Below are 26,872 nucleotides of genomic sequence, written 5' to 3'. Positions count from 1 at the left end.
ACTGAAATGAAACTGAATGAACCTGACTAACCAACCAGTTCGGACGAACGGGTCATTCTAACGAATGAACATCAAACAGGGTGCAACCAGAGCGTAATCTCCGGTTCACCCTGTTTATGTTGTACATTTTCACGAATTTGAACGGGACCTAATCTAGATAAGTGGGACTAATCGTTTACACGATAATATTTAGTCAACTCACGCGCTTAACTCTATTTTTGCTCACGTGGAGTAGTAGCTGAAGCCCGTATGCGCAGTTCTGACGGTAGAATGAGGGTTTGGGCTTCGGAAGGGGACTTACCCTCAATTCGGTCAATCAGCATCTGTACGCCCTGAAACCCAAATTCATATGCTGGCTGTGCAGCTACAGTCAGGAAAGGATCAAAAGCAGAAGCCAGATCCAGATCGTCGAAACACACAACGGAAATGTCTTCTGGTACACGCAGTCCTCGTTTGCGCAAAAGCCGAATGACCCCAATCGCCAGCATGTTGTTGGCGGCAAAAATGGCTGTTGGTTGATTTGGTTGAGAGAGTAGGCGATCCAGTCCTTCTTCATCGCTGAAATCCCGGTACCCGGTTCGAAGCACAAGCTCGGGATCGATATCAGCTCCGGCCTCACGTAAACCCGCTATATAACCTTCCTCCCGTAGTCTGGCGGTAGAAACCTCTGAAGAACCATTGACCAGTGCAATGCGCCGGTGCCCCAATTGCACCAGATATCGGATCAGCTCAATCGCGCCTTCCAGACTATCTCCAGCAATGATATCTGACGTAATACCAGGTACGGTGCGGTCCAGAAAAACAAACGGTATGTGACGTTCCTGCAGCTGTTTCAGATGAGTGAGTGAACGATCTCCCGCCGGAGCATAAAGTACACCATCCACACGTGTAGACAGAATCGCATCTACGTAATCCTTTTCCTTATTATAATCCTCGTCACTATTGCCGAATAAAAGACGGTACCCACGAAGATGGGCCGCATCTTCAGCACCACGGGCCAGTGTTGTATAAAAAGGGTTGGTAATATCCGTAATAAGCAGGGAGAGCATCTGGGTTCGTTGAAGCACAAGGCTCCGCGCATTGGAGTTCGGGATGTAACCCAGTTCGTCGATCACCTGTTGCACACGTTCACGTGTCGCGGAACTTATGCGGCCTGTATGATTAATGACCTTGGAGACCGTCATGGCGGAGACGTTGGCTTTTTTGGCAATATCATAAATGGTAATCATTAGAATCTAACCTTTCCGCAACATAGTCTTACCATTCTATAGGATAATGCCAATTGACAGCAAGATAGGCTCATGCTATGTTAGGGTTACCGATAACCCTAACAGGTTTCTGAACGTCTTTACTACATAAACCATTTCGTTTAATTCGCTCATGCACGTTCCATTTTCTTGAATAGAGGAACTACATACATAGCTAATTAATGAAGTGGTTTATTGTTATTTTTTTAAATATGTAAACGCATTCAACACTCACGTAGTGCTCTTGATAATCTGTGTATGTAGCTCTTGTGTGCCACTCGGGTATCGGTTGTATTTCCGTCATTATCTCATTCCAATCAATGCATATGGATCAGACAGAAGGTTTCTCAATTAACCCAAATCCTATGAAACGAATTGAAGGAGGACATTCCAGTATGACACATCAGGATTATCGTTATAAACAGGCTTTCCCCAAGATTGGTATTCGTCCCACGATTGATGGAAGACGCAAAGGCGTTCGGGAGTCACTGGAAGAACAAACGATGCGGATGGCGACATCTGTTGCCGAGTTGCTTGCAGCAGAACTACGTTATCCTGACGGGTCCGCAGTGGAGTGTGTTGTGGCTGAGACCTGTATTGGCGGGGTGGCCGAGGCGGCCGCAGCATCAGAATTGTTCAGCCGTTCGAACGTTGGAGTAACAATCACCGTGACACCATGCTGGTGTTATGGTACGGAAACGATGGATATGTCACCATCCACTCCTACAGCCATCTGGGGTTTTAACGGGACTGAACGTCCGGGTGCAGTATATCTGGCAGCGGTACTCTCTGCCCATGCACAGAAGGGGATTCCGGCCTTTGGGATCTATGGAGAAGATGTGCAGGACGGCGGAGATACAACAATTCCCGATGACGTGCGTGAGAAATTGCTCCGGTTCAGCCGTGCAGGTCTTGCAGCCGCGACCTTGAAAGGGCAAGCGTATCTGTCTATTGGATCAGTATCCATGGGGATTGCAGGCTCAATTGTGAACGATTCATTTTTCCAAGAGTATCTGGGCATGAGGAACGAATATGTAGATATGAGCGAACTCACTCGTCGTATTGAAGAAGAAATCTATGATCCTGAGGAGTATAAGCTCGCACTGGCCTGGGTGAAAGAGAATTGTAGCGAAGGTCCGGACAACAACGCTGCCCATCTGCAAACGGATCGCAAACGCAAAGAGTACGAATGGGAAACCGTTGTGAAAATGACCCAAATCGTGCGTGACTTGATGGCGGGCAACCCAAGATTGGCAGAGCTTGGGTTTACAGAGGAATCGATGGGTCACCACGCGATTGTATCCGGCTTCCAAGGACAACGGCAGTGGACGGATCATTCACCTAACGGAGATTTTCTGGAGTCGATATTAAACTCTTCCTTTGACTGGAATGGCAAACGTGCGCCTTATCTGGTTGCAACGGAGAATGACAGCCTGAACGGGGTATCGATGTTATTCGGTTCGCTGCTGACACATACGGCACAGATCTTTGCTGATGTGCGTACGTATTGGAGTCCGGATTCGGTACAGCGCGTGACGGGGCACCAGTTGGAAGGAAACGCAAAGGATGGCATTCTGCATCTGATTAATTCCGGTTCCGCAGCTTTGGATGGCACAGGACAAGAGTCCAGAGACGGGAAGCCAGTCCTCAAGCCTTTCTGGGAAATTACAGATGAGGAAGTTCAGGACTGCCTGAAAGCAACATCGTGGAGACCGGCATCCGTAGAGTATTTCCGCGGGGGCGGCTATTCAGCGGATTTCCTGACCAAAGGTGGCATGCCTGTAACGATGACACGTCTGAATCTGGTCAAAGGACTGGGACCAGTGCTGCAAATCGCTCAGGGTTACACAGTCGATCTGCCTGAAGATGTGCATGATACTCTGGATCAGCGGACAGACCCAACCTGGCCATCCACCTGGTTTGCACCTGTTCTAACCGGATCGGGAGCGTTTACTTCCGTATACGAAGTCATGAATCAATGGGGCGCCAACCATGGCTCTATCTCGTATGGACACATCGGTGCTGATCTGATTACGCTTGCTTCCATGCTTCGCATTCCGGTAAACATGCACAATGTCCCAGAATCGGAAATTTTCCGTCCGCGTGCATGGGGATTATTCGGCACAAGTGAGCCGGAGAGTGCAGACTACCGTGCTTGCAGTGTGTTTGGCCCGTTGTATCGTTAAAATAAAGTTGCATTCCTGTCAAACGCCATGTTCCTTGTGAGATGAGGTAACATGGCTTTCTCTTGAAAGCTGTGCTCAGAACTCGAATACGGCTTATCGCGAAGAGTTAAGGAGGCTTGAAAGAATGGGCAATCAAGCAACACATGTGCTTGCTGCCGATTACGGCGCCGGTAGTGGACGCGTAGTCCGTGGTTCTTTTGACGGAAACAGACTCTCGTTACAAGAAGTGCATCGATTCAACAATGAACCCGTGCAGCTGGGGGACGGATTGTATTGGGATTTCTTGCGACTTTTTCATGAATTAAAACAAGGCATTGTGAAAGGGACACAAGGCGTCTCTCCATCGGTCCGTTCTATAGCAGTGGATACGTGGGGAGTGGACTATGGACTGGTGGATGGTGCGGGAAGGTTGTGCTCGAACCCACGTCACTATCGGGAAGCACGCAACGCACAGTGGATGGAAGAAGCACTGCACATGGTGAAAGAAGAAGAACTGTATGCCATGTCTGGCGTTTTGCCGCAGCAGATCAATACAGTATTTCAACTGCTAGGCAGTGTACAAGAGCAGGCCGAAGGTTTGCGTCCGGATGTGCGCATGTTATTTATGCCGGATTTATTTCACTATTATCTATCCGGTCAGCAGGCTTGTGAGCATACGATTGCAAGTACCAGCGGGCTGTTGCATGCAGGCGAGGCGCGTTGGAATGAGCATCTGATCGGACGTCTCGGTATACCGGATACATTATTTCCAAAACTCGTTCAACCCGGTACCGTGCTGGGCGATCTAACAAATGAGTTGTGCGCCGAGTTACGGACTGGACCGATGCATGTAGTCTCTGTGGGATCACATGATACGGCGTCTGCCTTGGCAGCAATCCCTGCGATGGATTCGGACTTTGCTTTTATCAGCTGTGGTACCTGGTCTCTTATGGGGGTGGAGCGTGATACACCTGTATTGGATAACCGAAGTCGTGCATTGGGATTCACCAATGAAGGGACGGTAAGTGGAAAAGTACGCACCCTGAAAAATCGTTCAGGCTTGTGGCTGCTACAGGAATGCAAACGGCAGTGGGAGCGGGAGAATCAACTTTTTACACATGAAGAACTGATTCAATTGGCTACCTTGTCAGCGCCGCATCAAAGTTACGTATCGCCGGGAGATGGCGTGTATTTGGCGCCAGGGAATATGGCTGAACGAATACGGCAACAATGCAGTCTCAGCGGACAGACAGTGCCCGAAACGACTGGAGCGATTGTGCGCTGCATTCTGGAAAGTCTTGCACTGGAATTCAGACAGACGCTGGATGAACTGCAGTTGATTACAGGTACAAGACCTCGTGTCATTCATATGGTTGGTGGCGGTGTGCACAATCGACTATTGTGCCAGTTTACAGCCAATGCAGCCGGTGTCCCGGTGGTGGCAGGCCCGGCAGAGGCGACTTCAGCCGGGAATTGCATGCTGCAATTCCTTGCGCATGGAGAAGTGAGTAGCTTGGCCGAGATACGGGAGGTCATGGCTGCTTCCTTTTCCCCCGAGACCTATGAGCCTGAGGATACAGAGCTGTGGCAGGAAGCTTATGAAAACTACCAAAGTCTGAATCAAATCGAAAGGTAATGAACAGATTCAATGCAATGAGCATGGATGCAAAATACTAAAAAGAAAAGTATGAGGAGTGGTGAGCAACATGTCTGAACAGCAAGTAAGGGAAGAGTTGACGAAATATGCTCGCAGAGCAGTTGCCCAAGGGTTGGTGGTAGGACCCGGTGGGAATCTGAGCGCTCGCTCTGGGGAAACGATGTTGTTGTCTCCGAGTGGTTATGCACTTGAGGATCTGGAGCCTGACGAATGGATCGCCATTGATATCGAGACAGGAGAGACTCGTGTGGGAGCAACACGCCCTTCTTCCGAAGTATTGATGCATCTGTACAGTTATCGTGTGAATCCTGATATCCAAGCCATTGTGCATACGCACCCGGCATATACGATCGCACTCAGTCTCGTTTTCGATGAATTGCCTCACTTGTTCCCTGATCAGTCCGCTTTGGTAGGTGATATCGGATTTGTTCCATACGTTCTGCCAACGACGAAACAACTTGCTGATGCAGTCTCAGCAAAGGTAGAAGAACATACGGCACTCATTCTCGTCAATCACGGATTGGTCACAACGGGTAAAAACCTCCGCGAAGCCTATTACCGCACCCAAGTGGTGGAAGAAAGCGCGAAGGTATATATGATCGCCAAAGCAGCTGGGGAACCCAAAGTGCTTACTGCCGAAGAATATAAGGAAATTCAATCGCTTGAAAGTGAAGCCTACCGTGTGCAGTTATTGCAACAACTCAAGTCTTAATCGGAGATTAATCATTCGTCAAAACATGACATGAAACTGGACAATCCACTATTTTTCTCGTCAACTATTGCATAACCTGAAATACCGAGTATAATACTTGGTAAATAGAACGAAAAGGGGATGCAATAAACGATGAAAACACATGCTGAATTGAACTCACTTCTTGTTGACGATTATCTGGATCTCCTGAACATTGCGAAACAGCTGGGTGATGACGAATGGAAAGATGCTATTCTGCAAGCATTGAAGGAAGAAGTAGATGCGAATCATCATCTGGATTCTAAAGAGGTAAGACAGGATTTATGGATTCAATTTGAAGGCATTAATGAACAAATGCATGATCTGTTAATGCAATTGAAGCATGCCGACAGTCCTGAGGAGAAAGAGCAGATTATTGAAATGATCTGGGGATTGAAAGTAGACCGTCATGCGATCACACGTAAACTTGAAACCATGAGCCGTGCCAGCGCTGGACATCAATAAGCTCTAGGTTGATTATACATTGAAAACCCGCGTGTTTCCTGGGATTATCCCCTAGGTAGCACGCGGGTTTTGTTTATGTTTTGAGTGTTATTCTACTTTTTGAACTACCTCTCTTAAAACTGTTTTGCGAAAGTGCGTGCTTGCTCTATAGCTTGTTGCTTGATCTCATCCGCACGATCTTTATATTGATTGTGCCCCTCAACAAAAATGCCATCAAGCTTCGGCACACCGAGGAATGACATGATAATGCTCAGGTAACGATGACCAGATTCCATCTGAGCCGCTGGGCCTTCGGAATAAATGCCGCCGCGGGCCTGAATATGCAGTGCTTTTTTATCAGACAGCAGTCCGACAGGACCTTGTTCGGTATAACGAAATGTTTTGCCAGCTACGCAGATCGAGTCCACATAAGCCTTCAGAATAGGGGGGAACGAGAAGTTCCACATCGGGGTTACAAAAACATATTTATCTGCTGAGGCAAATTGATCCGACAGTTCATTCAAACGACTTACTTTGGTCTGCTCTTCGGCAGTCAGATCACTGCCCGATTGCAGTTTACCCCAACCACTGAAGACATCCGCATCGATATGCGGAATATCCGAACGATACAGATCGAGGTGAACAACCTCATCAGAAGGGTGACTTTCACGATAAGCATCAATAAACGCTTTGCCTGTAGCCATGCTGAAGGAGGTTTCATGATCATGAGGATGGGCAGTAATATACAATAAGGTAGACATGTAGTTCTTCCTCTCTGTGCGATTAATGGGGTGAAGTGATCTTGGCAATGATGAAGCGACCGCAGTAGTATGCATCGTTTCCCCATTTTTATACGTCAGAAAGGGATATGAATGAATGGATCGATCATGATACTGAATTGGATGTTATATGGTGACCGGATACTCAATCCATGTATAATATACAGGACGAGTATTTATTTTCCAAAGACAATAGGATGAGTGAGATGAGCGCACATGGGAATGGACCTGGAGAAGCAACGATTAAGCATTGAAGCAGCGAAATTGTATTATCAGTCCGATTATAGCCAGCAGGATATTGCCGCAAGGTTGGGCGTGTCGCGTCCAACCGTATCAAGGTTACTTCAGTACGCCAAAGATCGTGGATACGTCCGGATTGAAATTATGGACCCGCTGGAGGATATCGACATCATTGCCGGAGAACTTAAGTCGAAATATGATCTGGATACGGCACTTGTGTGTTTTGCCCCGTTGAAGAGTGATGAGGAAATACAGAAGCATATCAGCAAACGAGCAGCGGATTATCTTCAAGAGACGGTTCAGGATGCAGATATTATCGGGGTGACTTGGGGAACAACCATGCATGCTGTAGCACGTCAACTTCGTCCCAAGCAGGTCAAAGGTGTTGAAGTCGTGCAATTGAAGGGGGGCGTAAGCCACTCCCATGTCAATACCTATGCCGCTGAGATTGTTCATTTGTTCGCTGAGGCATTCCATACGGTACCAAGGTATCTGCCGCTGCCTGTTATTTTCGACAACATTGAAGTAAAAAACATGGTGGAAGCGGATCGACATATCGGCAGAATCGTGGAACTTGGCAGACAGGCCAACATTGCTTTGTTTACCGTGGGTACTGTGAAGGAAGATGCATTATTGTTCAGGCTCGGTTACTTCAATGAAGACGAGCAACAATTGCTGATGAACTCCGGTGCAGGTGACATTTGTTCACGCTTTTTCGACGCGGAAGGTCAGTTGATCAGTGAAGAGATTAACAGCAGAACCGTTGGAATTGATCTAGCCGAGTTGAGAAATAAGGAAAAATCAATCCTTGTTGCCGGGGGACAACGCAAAATTGAAGCCATTCACGCCGCGCTCAAAGGTCATTACGCAAATATTCTGGTCACGGACCAGTACACAGCGCAGGCATTACTTCGATTTTAATTTCAAACGAATATGGATGACAACATCTGCCACGTAAAAAGGGCGGATGTTTTTCTTTTTCAGGAAGAAAATATAACGAAGAAGAAATGTAAGTGTAACTGTGAACAAAAGTTCAAGTTGATTTTTACATATGTTCATGTTAGTGTAAGGGTATAGAAAATAACTAGTTCAGATAAGGGAGAGATTCAATTGACTACACCACAATTAGCTAAAATGATCGACCATACGTTGCTTCGTGCGGACGCAACGCAAAGTGAAATGGCCAAGTTAACCGAAGAAGCAAAGCAATATCAGTTTGCTTCCGTATGTGTTAACCCAGGCTGGGTTGCTTATGCTGCTGAGCAGTTGCAGGGTTCTGGCGTAGATATCTGCACCGTTATTGGTTTCCCTCTGGGAGCATCTACATCGGAGACAAAAGCTTTCGAAACGAAAGATGCGATTGCTAAAGGTGCAACTGAAGTCGATATGGTCATCAACATCAGTGCTTTGAAAGATGGCAAAGATGATTTCGTTGAACAAGATATTCGTGCTGTTGTTGAAGCGGCTGCGGGTAAAGCTTTGGTGAAAGTTATTATTGAAACTTGTCTGTTGACGGATGAAGAGAAAGTACGTGCTTGTCAGGCAGCTGTGCGAGCTGGAGCTGATTTTGTTAAAACTTCTACAGGTTTCTCCACAGGTGGAGCAACGCCAGAAGATATCGCTTTGATGCGTCGTACTGTAGGTCCTGATGTTGGCGTTAAAGCTTCCGGTGGCGTACGTAGCCTGGAAGATATGCAAAAAATGATCGAAGCGGGTGCAACTCGTATCGGTGCTAGTTCTGGCGTGAAGATTATGCAGGGCGAACAGTCTTCATCGTCTTACTAAGCAAAAGCATCTTATCAAGAAAAAGCTTAATAAATAAAAGTAATGTTATATTCTCTGTACTTGGGCATTCGACTCAGGTACAGGGAATACAACTTACACTTGTATTTTAAATAACGGAACTAATTGTAAGCGCTTCATAAGTTTTCTGAAAGATTACTGATAAGAATGCTTAAGAGCCCTTTGAGCTGAATTTTCACATCCGGCTTAACTACCTTCAAAGGAGAAATCAAATGAAATTTCTAATTGCCATTATCGGCTTACTCGTTGTTTTTGGACTGGCTTATATCGCAAGCAACGGCAAAAAGCAGATTCGTTACCGGCCGCTGGCTATCATGATTGTTTTGCAAGTTATACTAGCTTATGCTCTGTTGAATACAGGAGTGGGTACTTTTTTAATTGGCGGTTTCGCGACCGTATTTAAAAGTTTACTCGACTATGCGAATGAAGGTATCGCATTTGTATTTGGGGGTTTGACTACTGTAGGTGCAGAGAGCGGGGGGGCGCCGTTCTTCCTCAGCGTATTGATGCCGATTGTTGTCATCTCCGCCCTTATCGGTATATTGCAGTATATCCGAATCTTGCCTTTTGTTATAAAATATATTGGTCTGGTATTAAGCAAAATCAACGGAATGGGCAGACTGGAATCATATAACGCGGTTGCTTCGGCTGTTTTGGGGCAATCTGAAGTGTTCATTTCTGTGAAAAAACAAATTGGGTTGTTGCCAAAACATAGGCTGTACACCTTGTGTGCTTCGGCGATGTCCACGGTATCGATGTCGATTGTTGGTGCTTATATGACCATGATCGAGCCGAAATATGTGGTTACAGCTCTTGTACTGAACCTGTTTGGCGGTTTTATCATTGCTTCGATTGTGAATCCTTATGAGGTTACAGAGGAAGAAGATATATTGGAAGTACAGGAAGAGGAGAAACAGTCCTTCTTCGAAATGCTCGGCGAATACATCCTGGATGGATTCAAAGTTGCTATCATCGTAGCTGCGATGTTAATCGGTTTTGTTGCCTTGATCGCACTTGTTAACGGAATTTTCAGCGCGGTGCTTGGCATTTCGTTCCAGGAGCTACTTGGTTATGTGTTTGCACCATTTGCCTTCATCATGGGTGTTCCATGGAAAGAAGCGATTCAGGCAGGAAGTATTATGGCAACCAAAATGGTATCCAACGAATTCGTAGCTATGCTTAATTTGAAGGAGACTGCAATGTCTGCCAGAACAACGGGTATCGTATCTGTCTTCCTCGTGTCGTTCGCCAACTTCTCCTCTATCGGTATCATTGCTGGTGCGGTGAAGGGGCTCCATGAGAAGCAAGGTAATGTGGTCGCCCGCTTCGGTCTGAAGCTGCTTTACGGTGCTTCGCTTGTCAGCGTGCTGTCAGCGATCATTACTGGACTGTTCTTGTAAACCGGATTATTGGAAGGAGTGCTTAGGTTATGTCAACATTCAAAAGAGTACATCTGATCGTTATGGATTCTGTAGGGATCGGCGAAGCGCCGGATGCAGCAGAATTTGATGATTTTGATGTAGATACCTTCGGTCACATTGCACGTGAACGCGGAGGTCTGAAAATGCCTCACATGGCCAGTCTCGGACTGTCCAACATCAAAGAAATCGAGGGCGTCCCTGTAGCGGATGCACCTAAAGCGTACTACACCAAGATGCAGGAAGCATCCAGAGGCAAAGACACAATGACAGGTCACTGGGAGCTGATGGGTCTTTACATTGATACACCTTTCCGTGTGTTCGAGAATGGTTTTCCCGATGAGTTGATTCAACGCATTGAAGAGAAAACGGGCCGCAAAGTAATTGGTAACAAACCGGCCAGCGGCACGGAAATTCTGGATGAGCTGGGTGCAGAGCATGTTGAAACTGGCGCGCTCATCGTTTATACATCCGCTGATTCGGTTCTGCAAATTGCAGCACATGAGGACGTTGTTCCACTGAAAGAACTGTATGAGATCTGTGAGTTCTGCCGTGAGATTACACTTGAAGATCCGTACATGCTCGGCCGCATTATTGCACGTCCATTTGTAGGTGAAGCGGGTAACTGGAAACGTACTGCAAATCGTCATGACTATGCGCTTAAACCTTTTGGTCGTACTGTTATGAATGAACTGCAAGATAGCGGATTTGATGTGATTGCTTTGGGTAAAATCGCAGATATCTATGATGGCGAAGGTGTAACCAAGGCTGTTCGTACCGTCTCTAACATGGATGGCATGGACAAGTTGTCTGAAACAATGGATGAAGAGTTCACTGGACTCAGCTTCCTGAACCTGGTTGATTTTGATGCCCTGTACGGTCACCGTCGTGATCCGCAAGGTTATGCTCAGGCACTTGAAGACTATGATGCACGGCTGCCAGAGATTTTTGCCAAAATGACCAATGATGATCTGCTGCTGATCACAGCTGACCATGGTAACGATCCAACATACCGCGGTACAGACCATACACGTGAATATGTACCACTGCTTGCCTACTCTCCGCGCTTCAGCGAGGGCAAAAAGCTTGACCTGCGTAGCACATTTGCTGACCTTGGTGCAACCGTAGCCGAGAACTTTGGAGTGAAAATGCCGGAATACGGCACCAGCTTCCTGAAAGATTTGAAATAAGTTTTTCAAAACTGGATAGGGGAGGTCGGAGTAGCTTGGGCTGCTCCGGTCCTGCCATCATAATAGACTAATTGTATAACTGGAGGAGATTCATTCATGAGTACACATATTGGAGCAAAATCCGGAGATATTGCAGAAACGATCCTTTTGCCAGGTGACCCTTTGCGCGCGAAATATATCGCAGATACGTACCTCGAAGACGTTGTATGTTACAACGAAGTTCGTGGAATGCTCGGTTACACAGGTACATATCAAGGACACCGGATTTCGGTGCAAGGTTCAGGGATGGGAATTCCGTCCTTTGCAATCTATGCTAACGAATTGATCAGCGAATATGGCGTGAAAAACCTGATTCGTGTGGGTACTTGTGGGGGTATGCAGGAGCATGTACGTGTACGTGACGTCATCCTTGCACAAGCAGCATGTACAGATTCCAGCATGAACAAACACGTATTTGGTGGATATGACTTCTCACCAATCGCTACGTTCTCCCTGCTGAAAGAAGCCTATGACCGTGCAACAGCTAAAGGTATGAAGATTCACGTTGGTAACGTATTCAGCTCCGATTCTTTCTACCGCGATGACCGTTCCGTAACCGAGAAGTTGATGAAACACGGCGTACTCGGCGTAGAAATGGAAACAACAGCATTGTACACTATCGCTGCCAAGTTTGGTGTTAACGCACTGACCATCCTGACGGTAAGTGACCACTTGCTGACAGGCGAAGAAACATCTGCCGAAGAACGTCAAAAAACGTTCAACGACATGATGGTAGTTGCCCTGGACACAGCAATCACACTGTAATAGTTGCATTTTATATTTTATATTCATAATCAATTGATGTGGATCAAAACTTTTGTTTTAAGCACGGAGTGAAGGACCCGGAATCGATTCTGAAGAAGCGAAGCGTTCGCAGGAACGATCCGGAGCCGGAACGGTCCCAGTACAAAGTGTTCTATACAAATCATTTACCCGAGGAGAGATCATCATGAGAATGGTAGACATTATTGCTAAGAAACGCGACGGAAAAGAACTGACAACTGCTGAGATTGATTTTGTTGTTCAAGGATACACTCAAGGAGAAATCCCGGACTATCAAGTCAGCGCATGGGCGATGGCAGTATTCTTCAAAGATATGACAGACAAGGAACGCGCCGATCTGACGATGTCGATGGTGAATTCCGGTGAGACGATCGACCTGTCCGCTATCGAAGGCATCAAAGTAGACAAGCACTCCACAGGAGGAGTGGGCGATACGACGACACTGGTACTCGCTCCGCTCGTTGCTGCGCTGGATGTTCCTGTTGCCAAAATGTCCGGACGTGGACTTGGTCACACGGGTGGTACAACAGACAAGCTGGAATCCGTTGCAGGTTTTCACGTAGAGCTTGAAAAAGAAGAGTTCATTCGTCTCGTAAACGAACACAAGGTTGCAGTTATTGGACAAAGTGGTAACCTTACGCCTGCAGACAAAAAGCTCTATGCACTACGTGACGTAACAGCTACCGTTAACTCCATTCCACTGATCGCCAGCTCCATCATGAGCAAGAAAATTGCAGCAGGTGCAGATGCAATCGTATTGGATGTTAAAACGGGTGCTGGTGCATTCATGAAAACAACGGAAGATGCTAAAGAATTGGCACATGCCATGGTAAGCATCGGTAACAATGTTGGACGTAAAACGATGGCTGTTATCTCCGATATGTCCCAACCACTAGGTCTGGCGATTGGTAACGCGCTTGAAGTGAAAGAAGCCATCCTCACACTGCAAGGTAAAGGTCCAAAAGATTTGGAAGAACTGTGTCTGGCACTTGGACGTCAGATGGTATTCCTTGCTGGCAAGGCAGATTCCTTGGAGCACGCTGAGGAGAAATTGAAAGAAGTGATCCAGAACGGTAAAGCACTGGAGAAATTCAAAGATTTCTTGGCAAACCAAGGCGGAGACGCTTCGGTTGTCGATCATCCAGATCGTTTGCCACAAGCACAATATCTGGTTGAAGTCCCAGCAGACAAAGACGGCTATGTTGCCGGAATCGTTGCTGACGAAATCGGAACTGCAGCAATGCTGCTCGGCGCAGGCCGTGCAACAAAAGAGTCCGAGATCGATCTCGCTGTTGGTCTGATGCTGAACAAAAAAGTGGGTGACCCAGTCAAAGCTGGTGAGTCCCTCGTAACAATTCATGCCAATCGTGAAGACGTAGCAGACGTCATCGCGAAGATCAAAGAAAACATTACGATTGCGGATCATGCTGATGCTCCTGTATTGGTTCATGATATCGTAACGGAATAATACAATCAGAGAAGACGAGATGTAATCTCGTATCTGACTGAACATGAAAGCCCCGAAGCGATGTAATCCATAGCTTTGGGGCTTTTTGTCGTTTGAAATTACGCTGTTAGTTATTGCGAGCAACTATGGGCTCTTTATTTTCTCATACGCCATCACCGAATCTGCGTTGGTATAAATATAAGGCGTGGATGGCTCGGCTACAGGTGTCACCTTTGTGGCGCGAATTTCAATCGTATCCTTACCGTTCACCTGTGCAGAGCCAATGCTGCCATCAATTTGCACCCAGCTGTCTGTAGGGAAGCTATCCGCTTCGGGGATGTGAATCATTACGCCGAAGGGAGCCGCATCCGCGGGGCAACACATGACGAGAAATCGTCCTAGTGCAAAATGTGATTCATGATCCATGCTTTTGTTCCGATAAACGAACCCGGTTAAGGAGATATCTTTGCCTGCAAATTGTCGCTGGAACATATCAATCGTGCCGAGGGTTTCAGAGAAAATTTCAGGATAGACTCGAATGACCTGTTCTCCATACAACTTCTCCGCCAGTTCAGCGAATTCACGGCTATACTCGTCTGGGGGAATGAATTGTACTTTGGTAGCCGCAGCAGCCTGAACAGCTGTTGGTTGTTGTGTGAAATCTTGTACTTTCAATTGCGTTGCTGGATCAGGTAAGGGCTCTTTTCGACGAATCTCGGGAGGAGCATAGGTGAGAGACATGCCTTTCTGACTGGCCATGGAGCTGCCGAGAGCCCGGTCAGGTAACAGAAATCCCAGCAACAAGGGGATAGCAATCAGACCATATACCATTAAGCTACGAAGGAACCCCGAGGGTGGTGGATGTTCACAGTTGCAATGAACCTCGTTTCTGCCGAACAGTCCGTGCCATGCCATGATAACGGCAATAAACAATAAGGGAACAGGGCAACATAATAGCAGTTTTTGCATGGTAGGAGCCAAATAATAATGAAGCGAATCACTTGAATTCAACTGAATAATGTACACTGCCACCCCGCCGATCCAGCCTGCACGGATCAGGTTATGCCATTGGATGACGTGTGACCTTGGAACAGGGACTTTTGTCATCGTATAGATAGTGTGGTTCATATATCATCACCTCATCTCTATTAATCGTCGTGATGAAAGTTCATGTGATTAACCATTCAGGCCATGAAGTATGTTGCTCAACCTTTATACCAGTAGGTTAATCAACCACGAGCCGGCAAAGACAAGCGTGATAATGGCTAGACTTAGACCAATAACAAACCGGGTACGGAAGGTGGAGAGCAGCATCAGGGTGCTTTTGAAATCCAGCATTGGACCAAGAACAAGGAAGGATACCAACGGCCCCAGTGCAAACGTATGTGAGAACGCAGAAGCCACAAAAGCATCAGAAGTGGAGCAGAGAGACAGCACATAAGCAAAGCCCATCATGAACACGTAAGAGGCAACAGGACCATTGCCAAGTGAGATCAGATCGCTGCGGCTAATGAATGTCTGGATGCAGGCTGTAATCAAGGCACCGATCACCAGATATTTACTCATATCGACAAATTCATCTCCGGCGTGAATGAAGAAGCTACGCCAGTTTTTTACATGGTTATGGTCATGAGCGTTTGCGTGTGCATGAGCATGAGGTTGCGCCATTTTAAACCCGGGATGTGTCTTGACCTCTGTCACTGCGATCTTTGGCATCCGAAGGGGATTTCGACGAACAAACACATACACGAGCATGCCTATGGAAGCTGCTACGGCAAAGGCCAGCCCCATACGGGCAATGGTAATCTCAGGATGGGAGGGAAAGGCAAGCAAGGTTGCGGTAAATACGATGGGATTGACTACGGGACCACTCAGGATGAACGTCACTGCAATATAGGCTGGCATGCCTTTGTGCATCAACCTTCTCACTACCGGGATCATGCCGCATTCACAGATGGGAAAAATAATACCGAGTAGCCCTGCGACCAGCACGCCGCCGATCGGATTCTTGGGCGTGAGTTTGCGGACCATTTCTTCGGATACAAACCATTGCATGAGCGAGGATAATAGCACACCCATGAGCAGAAAAGGTGCGGCCTCAAGGAAAATACCTATGAATACGGTTTTCATATTTTGCAAAGCTTCACTGTTCCATGCTTCCTTCAAGTCCGGAGCCATTGTGATCAACACGGGAACAAGAAATGCACAAGGGATCAGGAAGGACAGGAGCTTCAGATTGGCTGCCATTTTCATGAAACAGACCTCCACAACTAGGACTTTGCTAAAATATATGCTTGTACGTGCGGCAACATACATCATTCCTATGGTCTAATCAACATTTTTACGATTAATCAAGATTCTTCATCGATATGTAGAACTGGCGTGAACTGAAAGATCCTTTTCCTGCATGGAGTTGACAAACGAAAAAGCATACGCTACTATCATTAAATAGTAATAATTACGATTAAATAAGAGGAGGCAACAATCATGAGAGTCATTTTAACTTTAGCCTGCACCGAGTGCGGGGACCGCAACTACACAACAACCAAGAACAAACGTAACCATCCGGAGAGACTGGAGATGAAGAAGTACTCCCCACGTTTGAAGAAAATGACGATCCACCGGGAAACCAGATAAAATTTTTTTGTTATTTTTAAATCGTAATACTTACGAAAAGAGGGAGAGGCATGATACTATCCTCCATGCGTGATGTTGTATTTGGATATGGCAAAGAGCCGGTCATTGATCAACTGTCGCTGGATATCCATGTGGGAGAGTTCATAGGCATCACAGGTCCCAATGGTTCTGCCAAAACGACTCTGTTAAAGCTGCTACTAGGGCTATTGAAGCCCTGGAGCGGCACGATACATATGAATCCGCAGTTGAAACGTGGGAACAAGTCCAATATCGGTTATGTGCCCCAGCAGGTGGCATCGTTTAATAGTGGATTTCCCAGTACGGTGAATGAACTGGTCCGGTCCGGGTGTTACACCAGTCTGGGATTATTCCGCAGATTCACAGCAGAGCAGGATGCCGTCGTTGAACGCAGTCTGCGGGAAGTTGGTATGTGGGAATATCGGAATACACGCGTCGGTGAGCTGTCTGGTGGACAGAAGCAACGGATCTGTATTGCCAGAGCTATGGCTGGGCAACCGCAGGTTCTGGTACTTGATGAGCCAACAACGGGAATGGACCGCCACAGCCGTGAGGGATTTTACAATCTGATGCGCCACTATGTTGATGCTCATGGGATAACGATTATTATGGTTACTCATGGACTGGAAGAGATGGGGGATCGATTGGACCGAACGATTACTCTGGAGAGGCAAGAAAGTGAGGAATGGCAGTGTTTGAGTACGAATTCATGCAACGTGCCTTCTGGGCAGGTGGACTGATTGGAGTCATCGCTCCAATTCTCGGGGTCTATCTGATGCTCAGGCGGCAGGTCCTAATGGCAGACACGTTATCCCATGTCTCACTCGCAGGGGTTGCGCTCGGTTCGGTCATGAATCTTAACCCGGTGATCTGCGGATTCGCGATTGCAATTATCGGTGCATTACTGGTTGAACAATTGCGGCGAAGTTACCGAACCTACAGCGAGGTACCTGTGGCGATCATCATGACTTCGGGGCTGGCTCTTGCTGTGGTATTGATGAGTCTCAAAACCAATCTGTCCAAGACCTTCAGCTCATACTTATTTGGATCTATTGTCGCGGTTAGCGATATACAATTGTGGATGATGGCGGGAGTATGTATCACGGGTTTACTTTTTTTCATCCTGCTCCGAAGACCGTTGTATAACTTTACGTTTGATGAAGAGACTGCTTCCATTGGAGGCGTTCAGGTAAGAGGTTTATCGTTTGCATTTGCCATTCTGACAGGAATGACTGTAACTTCAGCCATGCCGATCGTCGGTGTGTTGCTGGTGTCTGCTCTCATTGTGTTGCCTGCTGCCTTGGCACTAAGAGTGTCTCGCAGTTTTACAGCAGCGATTATTGTCGCGGTAATCACGGGGTTAATCGGTATTTTTAGCGGGCTCACAACATCTTACCATCTAAATACACCACCGGGAGGAACAATTGCACTCATCCTGTTGGTCATCCTATTGACTGGAATATCAGCGCAAAAGCTGATTGCACGATATAACCGCAAGCGTCACCGCAAAGAAACGAAATCACAGCACGTCATTCTGGTCAACCATTCTAGGAGGAATACATCACATGAAATTCAGTAAAAAAGCTACGCTCGGATTGTTGTTCAGTCTCACACTTATCGTCGCAGGCTGCGGACAAAAATCCGCTTCTGATGCAAATACAAGTTCTACGGGTGCCGGTAATACGGTACCCGTAGAGAGTGAAGTAGCAAAATTAAACGTGCAGGTCAGCTTCTACCCGATGTATGAGTTCACCAAAAATGTGGCAGGTGATCTGGCTGATGTGCATACACTCGTTCCGGCAGGAATGGAGCCCCATGATTGGGAGCCAACACCACAAGATATTGCCAGCATTGAAAAAGCGGATGTGCTTGTATACAACGGTGCGGGCATGGAATCTTGGATTGATCAGGTCACCGGAAGTCTGAGCAATGCTTCACTCATTCAGGTGGAAGCGAGCAAAGGAATTAACCTGCTTGAAGGTACAGAAGATGAGCATGATCATGGACATGAAGATTCCGATGGAACGGATACGCATGACCATGCCGATGAATCCGCTGGGGAAGCACATGATCACGATCATGTGGATGAAGCGACTACTGAACAACACGACCATGATCATGACGCAGAGGCAGAAGCAGGACATGATCACGATCACGGTGGACTCGATCCCCACGTATGGCTGTCACCTGCATTGGCTGTAAAAGAAGTCCGCAATATTGAAGCAGGTTTGGCGCAGGCTGCCCCGGAACATGCTGAACAGTTCCAGCAGAATGCAGATGCTTACATTACTCAATTGGAGTCACTGGATCAGGACTTCAAGGCGGCTGTGACGGATAGCAAACGTAAGGATTTCATCACACAACACGCTGCATTTGGTTATCTTGCCAAGGAATATGGATTGCAACAGGTGCCCATCGCAGGATTGTCTCCTGAGCAAGAACCTTCAGCAGCGCAGATGGCATCTGTCATTGATTTTGCAAAAGAGCATCAGGTGAAAATGATTTTCTTCGAAACACTGGTTTCATCCAAAGTGTCTGAGACAATCGCAAGTGAAGTGGGGGCCAAGACGGCTGTATTGAATCCGATTGAGGGACTCACCGAGGAAGAAATTGCGGCGGGAATGGACTACATTAGCGTGATGAGACAGAATCTGGAGGCTCTGAAACTGGCACTAAACGAATAATTTAAAATCAGTTTGATGCCTGTCACCGAAAAAGGTACAATAATACAACATGCTGAGGAATGGATCGCCATTCCTTTGCCTTTTTGCAAAGCAGAGAGCACAGTGATGTGCTCTCTCTTTGTTGAATAAGGTGACCGGATCAAGCAGAACAGGAGGACGCATTGCATGAATTTAAATGAGGAACATGAAGTGCTGTTAAGTGAACAGCCTGCCCATCTGTGGAGACGGCGTAAGCTGGAGCTGATGCACTGGACGGAACGTGATAAACATACAGTATCCGCGAAGAAAACAGAGATTTGGAACGGTGTTGAAGTTGATGCCGAACTCGTGAAGGCATTGTCCATACTTCAGAGTGCGGGCGTGAGGACGGAATTTTCATGTGCAGGGGTGAGTCCGCTTGATGAACCTGTCGATCATTCCCTTTATGCTTATGTTACCCTGATACAAAGTGAGGTAGCAGATCAATTCGTGCACTATGCCCTCCGTCGGATGCGGAATCGACTGCTCGTTACGCTAGAGGCCGAAAAGGGCCGCTATGATCTATCTTCTTTTTTCATTGGACACAATCGGAGCTTCTGCTGGTGGATGGAGCACTGTGCCTTACAGTTCGGAAGCCGAAACGAATCGAGTGAAAAAAGCGTAGTATAAAGGATAAGCTTGTTTACTTGATTGTTTACTTGAAGGTAAAGGAGGTATACACGATTGAATAAGTGGGTCAAAACGATACTTTTTCTACTAGGCTCCGTCTTTCTTACACGATTCATCCCATTTTCGTCCTTGTTCCGTAACCTGGATACGATGATTCACGAATTCGGTCATGCACTAATGACACTGGTATTGTCCGGTAAAGTGCTGCGCATTGAATTATACGCTGATCATAGTGGTGTAACTTACTCTTCCATGCTGACGCCAGGCAGATCGATCCTGGTTTCTCTGGCGGGATATATCAGTGCATCACTGTTCGCCTTGCTGTTGTTTTACTTATACCGCAAAGGCTTGCACATGTGGGGACTTGGTATTATGACGGCTGTCGCTCTAGTGTCGCTCCTGTTATATGTAAGAGGGGAGTTCGGCATGTTATGGCTGACCGGGTTCATCGTACTGAACGTTGTCATTATGATTTTTGGTGCCAAGATCGTGAAGTACTATTATCTGTTACTGGCGTTTCTTACGCTGGAAGAGTCGGTTGTTAGTGCTGTATACGTTGGATTTATGTCCTGGACTCAGCCTTCACGGGCAGGGGATGCAGCGAATCTCGCTCAACAGACATTCCTTCCGGCGCTGTTCTGGGGCACGCTGTTCGCTTTGTTTGCACTGTGGTGTGCCAAGGGAGCACTCGGTCTCTTTTTCCGCAAAGAAGGTACTTCGCGATCGTCACGGTCTCGGGGATTACGAAGAGCGTAATGGATATAAAGTTATATCAAAGCAAAGAAGGCACTTCCTTTCTTCATAAAAGGATAGTGCCTTTTGTTGTTGGACTTACTTCTTATATTCAAGCCTGATATTAAAGATATTGAACCTAATCTCCAAGATTATCCCATAACACATAAAAGTAATAAATCTCTTCCATAATCGCCTTATCATCCTCTGCCGCAACGCCGCCCTTGATCCGAGCAAGCGTGCCCAGAATATCATATATCGTTTCACGTTCCACACTGAACTGAATGCGGTTGACGACTTTATCCCAGGCCTTCATTGCGTAATTAACTTGAGACTTGGCTTCAGTCCATTTTTTACCCTCAACCTGTTTCTCTAACGTTTGTATAGATTCAAGCAAGCGATCATCGTTGCCAAAGGGCTTTTTGAGAAAGGCTCCGCTAGCCATAATTGCAACGAATACAAGAATGAGGAAGATCGGAAGCACATATAACAGCCAGAAACGCGTTTTCATTCAACCGCCTCCTTCAAGTAAAGAATTTAGAAAGGCCCCTCATAATCGCCCATATCGATTTTTTCGGTGATTTTATCCTTGAACAGATCAACATACAGTTTGTCATTGGGCAATATGGCGGCAAAAGCAATATCCTGTATCGTGATCTTTTGTTTCTTAAGCTGTTCACTGAGCCAGTTGATATCTTTATTTCTTTCCTCCAGATTTTGCTTAATCAGCAGGCCATCAATGATAATCTCGGTCATCAGCTTGCTCTTGGGCGGGTGCATATGCATGTCTTTGGCGGTTACCGGTTGATTCTCAGGTTTCAAAACAACCGAGAGGCTGCCATCCGGTTCCAGAATCGCATAATCCAGTGTTGTAATATCAAATACATCCTTTTGCCGCAGCATCATGGTCAATTCGTCAAATTTGACTCGCATTTTACTCAGGTTCTGTTCGAGAATTTTACCGTTCTGGATGATCAATGTGGGGTCTGAGTCCATTAATTTGGAGATGGTGCGATTCTTCAGCGTAATATACTGAAAGATGATCGTAATGATTGTGAAAATGGTCAAGGCCACAAAATGAATCCACGCCTTGGACGAGAGATCGGTTGCAAACGTACCCGCAATGGAACCGATTGTAATACCGTTAATGTAATCAAAATACGTCAAGTTACCCATCTGCTGTTTGCCCAGCACCCTTGTATAGATGATCAGGGTCAGAAAGGCAATAATAGACCGTACGGCAACAACCCATGTTTCTTCCATCATATATGTATCACCTTCCTTTATTTCACCGTAGCTGTATTAAGAGGTTGTTTAAAAAGTTTGCTTTTGAACACGTATTATAACAAGCTTTTCCTATGCTGGAGGATCTTATGCTTAAACGCAAAAAACCGAAACCTGGGTATGCATCCCAAGCTTCGGTTTCATTAAATACCTATGGTTGTTCTTTCATCGGAGTGTCTGTGTAAGAAATCATTAAACACCAGAATACGCCATAAATCCGCCATCTACCGGAATGACTGTACCAGTGACAAAGCCGGACTGTCTTTCATCCGCAAGCCACATCAGTGTGCCAAGCAGGTCTTCCGGTTTGCCAAAGCGGCGCATGGGTGTATGAGCAATAATTTTACTGGAACGCTCCGTAGGTGAGCCGTCTGGTTGCAGTAATAAATTACGGTTTTGCTCGGTCAGGAAGAACCCGGGTGCAATAGCGTTGACACGAATTCCGGATTCGGCCAGATGAACGGCGAGCCACTGCGTGAAGTTGTTAATGGCTGCCTTCGCAGCGCTGTAAGCTGGAACTTTCGTCATGGGCGATGGGGCGCTCATGGAAGAAATGTTTATGACAGTAGCGGGAACATCGCGCTCTATCATATGTTTTGCAAAGATTTGAGTAGGGATGAGAGAACCGACAAAATTCAAATCCATCACCTGACGAAATCCTTCTACACTCACATCAAAAAATGTAGTGACATCGCTCTTTTCCAGATCTTCCAATCTGAAGATTTCATTGGTGGTGTTGGCACTAGCTTTATTGCCACCGGCGCCATTGATCAGAATATCACATGGTCCGAGCTGTTCCAGCACCGCATCTGCCGCTGCTTGCACACTATCGGCCTGGGTTACGTCACAGGCAATAGCAATCGCTTTGCCACCGGCAGCTTCTATCGCAGATACAACTTCCTGTCCCTTGGACACCGTGCGGTTCAGGATGGCTACACTTGCACCGTGCCGAGCGAGTTCTTCCGCCATGGAGCGGCATAATACTCCAGCACCTCCGGTGATTACAGCCGTTCTGCCTTCGAGACGAGATGAGCGTTCATATTGGTGTTCACTCATGCTTTTGCCCTCCTTTGCAGGGAATCCCAGACGCCCCAGATATACATGATCCCCAAAGCCCGGTCATAGAGTCCATAACCAGGTCGGCACTGTTCTCCCCAGAGGTGACGACCATGGTCGGGTCTTGCATAACCTTCATAACCGATATCGTGATAAGCCTCAACAACCCCCGCAATATCGACGCTTCCATCTTGACTGCGGTGTGACGTTTCAATAAAGTCGCCATTATCGTAGATTTTTACATTCCGAATGTGGGCAAATGGAATCCGATCCTTGAACTCGTGTATCATCCCGATTATGTCATTATCAGCATTCGCTCCCAAAGAGCCACTGCATAGTGTCACGCTGTTGTAAGGGCTATCATAAAGATTCAAATATTTCCGAACATTCTCCTGACTTGTAATAATCTTTGGTAATCCAAAGATTGGCCATGGTGGGTCATCCGGATGGATGGCCATTCGAATCCCCAACCGTTCGGCTGCAGGCATAATCTCTTGCAGGAAATAACGTGCGTGCTCCCACATATGATCCTCGGTTACATCCTTGTAGGCTTCGAACAGACCTGTTAAATACTGCAATCGTTCCGGTTCCCAACCTGGCATGGTGAGTGCGGAGTTTTCCGTAATGCGTCGAACGAGTTCTAGAGGTTCTATATCTGCAAGTTTACTGTGCTCATAGAAGAGGGCAGTTGAGCCATCCTCCATTTCCTTGTACATATCCGTGCGAAGCCAGTCGAAGATCGGCATAAAGTTGTAACAGATGACCTTCACACCAACTTGAGCCAGTTTCTCCATTGTTTTAATATAGTTCGCAATGTATTTATCCCTTGATGGCAGGCCCAACTTGATATCCTCATGGATGTTCACACTCTCAACGACATCCAGATGTAACCCGGCCTTGTCTGCTGCTGTTTTGACAGCGAGTATTTTGTCCATCGGCCATTCCTCGCCAGCAGGAACATCGTGCAGTGCCCACACAATACCTTCAACACCCGGAATCTGCCGGATATTATCCAGCGTTACCGTATCATTGCCTTCGCCGAACCAGCGAAAAACCATTCTCATCACGTTCACCTCATCATGAATAGTAGGAAGAAAAATTCAGTCATTGAAAATAGGACGGATATGTATCCTGCAGGACAGCCAAATCGGTGACAGTTAAATGCAAGTGTTCCTGCATCAGTCGCTCTGCTGTGTCGGCATCATGCTGCTGAATGGCCTTGACCATAGACCGGTGCTGTTCAATCAGGTGATCCCACTGGTGGTCCGAGGACAGGCGTAACATGCGACTTCGATTCAAATGTACATTCATCTGCTGGATAACAGTCCAGGTGTTGCTTTTGTTGCAGCCTGCAAAAAGAGTGCTATGGAATTCCTCATCCAATTGGAACATTCGTTCATCATCCGGTTTGACCCTGCATTCCTGTTGCCACGCAAGGTTCTGTTCAAGAGCTACCATCTGTTCGTTCGGAAAGTTCTCGCAGGCGAGCCTGATTACGGCTCGTTCGAGCTGTTCACGCATGAAGCGTGCTTCCTCAACGAGATCGACCTGAATCAGAGAGACGTATGTGCCACGCTGTGGATACACTTCCAGCAGACCTTCCTGTGCAAGCCTTACAAAACTTTCTCGAACAGGTGTCCGGCTTACCTGGAACTCTAGCGAAATTTCCTTCTCAGAAATAGCTGTTCCCGGAGGCATTTTCAAACTCAAAATGAGTTGTTTCAGCGTGAAGTAAACGACATCTCGCGATGAGTAAGATTGCTTATTATTCATGGAAGACATATTGCTCGCAACAGGCAACAAACCGGCTTTGGATGATAACTTTGGGGTATATTCCACAACTTCAACTCCTTCAATGACATACTACCATACTTGTATGGTAGTATGGAAGCGCTTTATCGGTATTGTATTAAATTTAGTTGATGGTTCACTTGCAGTTCAAGTGATTAAAGAGTACAATTCAATCATTGGGTTCGAATGTTTAAACCAACAGACATCAAACAGAGAAATATGCGTAGAAATAATGAAGAAGAAATAGTATAGAGGTGAAACCATGGGACAAAAAGCAATTAGCGTTTTTCAAACCTGTATTCCGTTATTTCAGGTGTTAAGTGACAACCATCGTCAATCCATTTTGCTGACACTCACCGAGAAAGGCAGAATGACAGTGAATGAAATTACCGAACAATCCAGCCTATCCCGGCCAGCCATATCTCATCATCTCAAGCTGTTGTTAGAGAAGGGACTTATATCTGTGGAGCAGAAGGGCACACAGCGCTATTATTCGGCTTCATTGAATGCATCGGTGGAACTGCTGAAGGAACTGGTAGCTGCTTTGGAAGAAGAGTGTCTGTAGAGTAATAGTGATCAAACATGCTTTTGCATGTGTCTTATAGGTTCGTAAGTTTAAACGCTTGATCAATAATGAATAGAGGAGTATGTATATATGACAACGACTATACAGGAAGTAACCAGTCAGGAAGTTGAACAGATTTTGGAGCAGCAACGACAGTTCTTTCGTTCCGGGGCAACAAGATCGGCAGAAGCTCGGATTGCCCGTCTGACCCAACTGAAGCAGGCCATTCAAAAGTACGAGACCAGACTGACGGAAGCTCTCTATCAGGATTTGGGCAAAAGTGAGTTCGAATCCTACACAACCGAGATCGGATTTATGATGGACAGCATCACACACACCATTCGTAAAGTGAATAAATGGGTAAAACCCGTTAAAGTGAAAACGCAAATGGCGCTCCTGGGTTCCAAAAGTTATATCATACCCGAACCCTACGGGGCGGTTCTGATTATCGGACCGTTTAATTATCCTTTTCAACTCTTAATTGAACCATTGGTAGGTGCGATTGCAGCAGGTAACACAGCCGTGCTCAAAGCGTCAGAGAATACACCTGCGGTGTCCGCTGTTGTACGTGAAATGATTGCGAGCGTATTCGAACCGGCATACGTACAGGTACTTGAAGGTGCTAAAGATACAACGACAGCGCTGATTAACGCGCCATTCGACTATATCTTTTTTACAGGCAGTGTACCGGTAGGCAAGATTGTGATGGAGGCAGCTGCCAAAAATCTCGTTCCCGTTACGTTAGAACTTGGAGGCAAGAGCCCTGTCATCGTGGATGAACAGGCGGATATCAAAGTAGCAGCTGAGCGCATTATATGGGGTAAACTGCTCAATACAGGACAGACCTGTATCGCACCCGATTATTTACTTGTGCATGAGCGCGTGAAGGAACCGTTAATTACGGAGATGAAGGCAGCGATCGTGTCCTTCTTTGGTTCGGATATCCAGCACAACAAGGACTATGGGCGAATCGTGAACAAGGGACATTTTAAACGGCTGACGACTTTGATTGAGCGTGATCAGGCCAACGTGATATATGGGGGAGCTTCGGATGAGGAAGATCGCTTCATTGAACCTACACTGATTGATGCGGAGTCCTGGGATGCAGCAACGATGGAAGATGAGATTTTTGGACCGATTCTGCCGATCATTAGCTACCGTAACATTGATGAAGCCATTGTAGAAATCGTAAAGCGGCCGAAACCGCTCGCCTTATATCTGTTTACTTCCGACACCCGGGTTCAGGACAAAGTGCTGCGCGAAGTTTCTTTTGGAGGCGGCTGCATTAACGATACCATCACGCATGTAGCGAATCCACGTCTGCCGTTTGGCGGTGTTGGTCATTCCGGTGTTGGCTCGTATCATGGGCAGTACAGCTTCGAAACCTTCTCTCATCTCAAAAGTGTACTGAAAAAAAGCACCAAGTTGAATCTGCCGATTTTGTATCCACCTTATGATAACAAGCTGAAGTTGATTAAGCGTTTGTTGAAATAACACTTCATATTAAATACAGAG

General features: G+C 46.6%; 27 protein-coding genes. 18 read left to right on the top strand and 9 right to left on the bottom strand.

Annotation, left to right across the window (positions count from 1 at the left end; genetic code table 11):
* Positions 1 to 212: 212 nt before the first annotated feature.
* Entirely contained in the window at positions 213 to 1,229 is a 1,017-nt protein-coding gene (locus MHH92_RS16670; RefSeq protein WP_340904998.1) for a LacI family DNA-binding transcriptional regulator, read from the bottom strand.
* Between the two features lie 413 nt (positions 1,230 to 1,642).
* On the opposite strand from MHH92_RS16670, the gene MHH92_RS16665 reads away from it, so the two are divergent.
* The 4 genes from MHH92_RS16665 (at position 1,643) to MHH92_RS16650 (ending at position 6,264) form a co-directional block, all read left to right on the top strand.
* Positions 1,643 to 3,433 (top strand): L-fucose isomerase, encoded by a 1,791-nt coding sequence (locus tag MHH92_RS16665; protein ID WP_253509521.1) that lies wholly within the window; start codon positions 1,643 to 1,645, stop codon positions 3,431 to 3,433.
* 124 nt (positions 3,434 to 3,557) lie between these two features.
* Positions 3,558 to 5,048: a rhamnulokinase gene (locus MHH92_RS16660; RefSeq protein ID WP_253508986.1), complete on the top strand. Its 1,491-nt coding sequence runs from the start codon at positions 3,558 to 3,560 to the stop codon at positions 5,046 to 5,048.
* Positions 5,049 to 5,118: 70 nt separating this feature from the next.
* Positions 5,119 to 5,781 (top strand): class II aldolase/adducin family protein, encoded by a 663-nt coding sequence (locus MHH92_RS16655; RefSeq protein WP_340904994.1) that lies wholly within the window; start codon positions 5,119 to 5,121, stop codon positions 5,779 to 5,781.
* A gap of 132 nt (positions 5,782 to 5,913) precedes the next feature.
* Positions 5,914 to 6,264, top strand: a complete 351-nt coding sequence (locus MHH92_RS16650; RefSeq protein WP_036613800.1) for a hypothetical protein — start codon at positions 5,914 to 5,916, stop codon at positions 6,262 to 6,264.
* Between the two features lie 113 nt (positions 6,265 to 6,377).
* On the opposite strand, the gene MHH92_RS16645 is transcribed toward MHH92_RS16650, so the two are convergent.
* The gene (locus MHH92_RS16645) at positions 6,378 to 7,004 is read right to left on the bottom strand and encodes an FMN-dependent NADH-azoreductase (protein WP_036613802.1); all 627 of its coding nucleotides are present in this window, start codon (positions 7,002 to 7,004) and stop codon (positions 6,378 to 6,380) included.
* Between the two features lie 240 nt (positions 7,005 to 7,244).
* Between MHH92_RS16645 and MHH92_RS16640 the strand changes: the two genes are divergently transcribed.
* The 6 genes from MHH92_RS16640 (at position 7,245) to MHH92_RS16615 (ending at position 13,963) form a co-directional block, all read left to right on the top strand.
* Complete coding sequence (locus MHH92_RS16640) at positions 7,245 to 8,183, top strand: sugar-binding transcriptional regulator (protein ID WP_340907696.1); 939 nt, start codon at positions 7,245 to 7,247, stop codon at positions 8,181 to 8,183.
* Between the two features lie 213 nt (positions 8,184 to 8,396).
* Positions 8,397 to 9,047 carry a deoxyribose-phosphate aldolase gene (deoC, locus tag MHH92_RS16635; protein ID WP_076250397.1) on the top strand — a complete coding sequence of 217 codons (651 nt, stop codon included), beginning with the start codon at positions 8,397 to 8,399 and terminating at the stop codon, positions 9,045 to 9,047.
* Positions 9,048 to 9,277: 230 nt separating this feature from the next.
* Positions 9,278 to 10,465: a NupC/NupG family nucleoside CNT transporter gene (locus MHH92_RS16630; RefSeq protein WP_036613804.1), complete on the top strand. Its 1,188-nt coding sequence runs from the start codon at positions 9,278 to 9,280 to the stop codon at positions 10,463 to 10,465.
* Between the two features lie 29 nt (positions 10,466 to 10,494).
* The gene (gene deoB / locus MHH92_RS16625; protein ID WP_047843308.1) at positions 10,495 to 11,673 is read left to right on the top strand and encodes a phosphopentomutase; all 1,179 of its coding nucleotides are present in this window, start codon (positions 10,495 to 10,497) and stop codon (positions 11,671 to 11,673) included.
* Positions 11,674 to 11,769: 96 nt separating this feature from the next.
* A complete protein-coding gene (gene deoD, locus MHH92_RS16620; protein ID WP_340904990.1) occupies positions 11,770 to 12,477 on the top strand; it encodes a purine-nucleoside phosphorylase in 708 nt (235 codons plus the stop codon).
* A gap of 184 nt (positions 12,478 to 12,661) precedes the next feature.
* Entirely contained in the window at positions 12,662 to 13,963 is a 1,302-nt protein-coding gene (locus MHH92_RS16615) for a pyrimidine-nucleoside phosphorylase (RefSeq protein WP_036613808.1), read from the top strand.
* 123 nt (positions 13,964 to 14,086) lie between these two features.
* Here MHH92_RS16615 and MHH92_RS16610 read toward each other — a convergent pair whose 3' ends face one another.
* Together MHH92_RS16610 and MHH92_RS16605 are read right to left on the bottom strand one after the other, a co-directional pair.
* Positions 14,087 to 15,070: a TIGR03943 family putative permease subunit gene (locus MHH92_RS16610; RefSeq protein ID WP_340904985.1), complete on the bottom strand. Its 984-nt coding sequence runs from the start codon at positions 15,068 to 15,070 to the stop codon at positions 14,087 to 14,089.
* Between the two features lie 84 nt (positions 15,071 to 15,154).
* Entirely contained in the window at positions 15,155 to 16,195 is a 1,041-nt protein-coding gene (locus MHH92_RS16605) for a permease (protein ID WP_340904984.1), read from the bottom strand.
* Positions 16,196 to 16,429: 234 nt separating this feature from the next.
* On the opposite strand from MHH92_RS16605, the gene rpmG reads away from it, so the two are divergent.
* From rpmG to MHH92_RS16575, 6 genes are all read left to right on the top strand, one after another.
* Positions 16,430 to 16,579: a 50S ribosomal protein L33 gene (gene rpmG, locus MHH92_RS16600; protein WP_253508960.1), complete on the top strand. Its 150-nt coding sequence runs from the start codon at positions 16,430 to 16,432 to the stop codon at positions 16,577 to 16,579.
* Between the two features lie 50 nt (positions 16,580 to 16,629).
* Positions 16,630 to 17,337, top strand: coding sequence for a metal ABC transporter ATP-binding protein (locus MHH92_RS16595; protein WP_253508958.1), 708 nt, complete (start codon positions 16,630 to 16,632; stop codon positions 17,335 to 17,337).
* Positions 17,283 to 18,176, top strand: a complete 894-nt coding sequence (locus tag MHH92_RS16590) for a metal ABC transporter permease (RefSeq protein WP_253508956.1) — start codon at positions 17,283 to 17,285, stop codon at positions 18,174 to 18,176. The genes MHH92_RS16595 and MHH92_RS16590 overlap by 55 nt, the downstream gene beginning before the upstream one ends.
* Positions 18,163 to 19,281, top strand: a complete 1,119-nt coding sequence (locus tag MHH92_RS16585) for a metal ABC transporter solute-binding protein, Zn/Mn family (protein ID WP_253508954.1) — start codon at positions 18,163 to 18,165, stop codon at positions 19,279 to 19,281. Before MHH92_RS16590 ends, MHH92_RS16585 begins: the two co-directional genes overlap by 14 nt.
* Positions 19,282 to 19,446: 165 nt before the next feature.
* Positions 19,447 to 19,929: a hypothetical protein gene (locus tag MHH92_RS16580; protein ID WP_036673725.1), complete on the top strand. Its 483-nt coding sequence runs from the start codon at positions 19,447 to 19,449 to the stop codon at positions 19,927 to 19,929.
* 54 nt (positions 19,930 to 19,983) lie between these two features.
* On the top strand, positions 19,984 to 20,685 hold the full coding sequence (locus MHH92_RS16575) for a M50 family metallopeptidase (protein ID WP_036613817.1): 702 nt from the start codon (positions 19,984 to 19,986) through the stop codon (positions 20,683 to 20,685).
* 115 nt (positions 20,686 to 20,800) lie between these two features.
* Here the strand turns inward: MHH92_RS16575 and MHH92_RS16570 are convergent, their stop codons facing one another.
* The 5 genes from MHH92_RS16570 to MHH92_RS16550 form a co-directional block, all read right to left on the bottom strand.
* Complete coding sequence (locus MHH92_RS16570) at positions 20,801 to 21,172, bottom strand: DUF4363 family protein (protein ID WP_076328606.1); 372 nt, start codon at positions 21,170 to 21,172, stop codon at positions 20,801 to 20,803.
* 26 nt (positions 21,173 to 21,198) lie between these two features.
* The gene (locus MHH92_RS16565; RefSeq protein WP_083684362.1) at positions 21,199 to 21,927 is read right to left on the bottom strand and encodes a DUF421 domain-containing protein; all 729 of its coding nucleotides are present in this window, start codon (positions 21,925 to 21,927) and stop codon (positions 21,199 to 21,201) included.
* Positions 21,928 to 22,137: 210 nt separating this feature from the next.
* Positions 22,138 to 23,001, bottom strand: coding sequence for an SDR family oxidoreductase (locus tag MHH92_RS16560; RefSeq protein ID WP_340904980.1), 864 nt, complete (start codon positions 22,999 to 23,001; stop codon positions 22,138 to 22,140).
* Positions 22,998 to 24,065, bottom strand: coding sequence for a mannonate dehydratase (gene uxuA, locus MHH92_RS16555; protein WP_340904979.1), 1,068 nt, complete (start codon positions 24,063 to 24,065; stop codon positions 22,998 to 23,000). Before uxuA ends, MHH92_RS16560 begins: the two co-directional genes overlap by 4 nt.
* A 40-nt stretch (positions 24,066 to 24,105) precedes the next feature.
* Positions 24,106 to 24,783, bottom strand: a complete 678-nt coding sequence (locus tag MHH92_RS16550; protein WP_340907695.1) for a GntR family transcriptional regulator — start codon at positions 24,781 to 24,783, stop codon at positions 24,106 to 24,108.
* A 271-nt stretch (positions 24,784 to 25,054) separates the two neighbouring features.
* Between MHH92_RS16550 and MHH92_RS16545 the strand changes: the two genes are divergently transcribed.
* Together MHH92_RS16545 and MHH92_RS16540 are read left to right on the top strand one after the other, a co-directional pair.
* Entirely contained in the window at positions 25,055 to 25,357 is a 303-nt protein-coding gene (locus tag MHH92_RS16545) for an ArsR/SmtB family transcription factor (RefSeq protein ID WP_017688208.1), read from the top strand.
* 90 nt (positions 25,358 to 25,447) lie between these two features.
* Complete coding sequence (locus tag MHH92_RS16540; RefSeq protein ID WP_340904974.1) at positions 25,448 to 26,851, top strand: aldehyde dehydrogenase; 1,404 nt, start codon at positions 25,448 to 25,450, stop codon at positions 26,849 to 26,851.
* Positions 26,852 to 26,872: the final 21 nt, after the last annotated feature.

The sequence above is a fragment of the Paenibacillus sp. FSL M7-1414 genome (assembly GCF_038003195.1).
Taxonomy (GTDB): domain Bacteria; phylum Bacillota; class Bacilli; order Paenibacillales; family Paenibacillaceae; genus Paenibacillus; species Paenibacillus amylolyticus.
The sequence above is the reverse complement of the archived record's forward strand: the minus strand, read 5'-3'. Positions and strand labels throughout refer to the sequence as shown.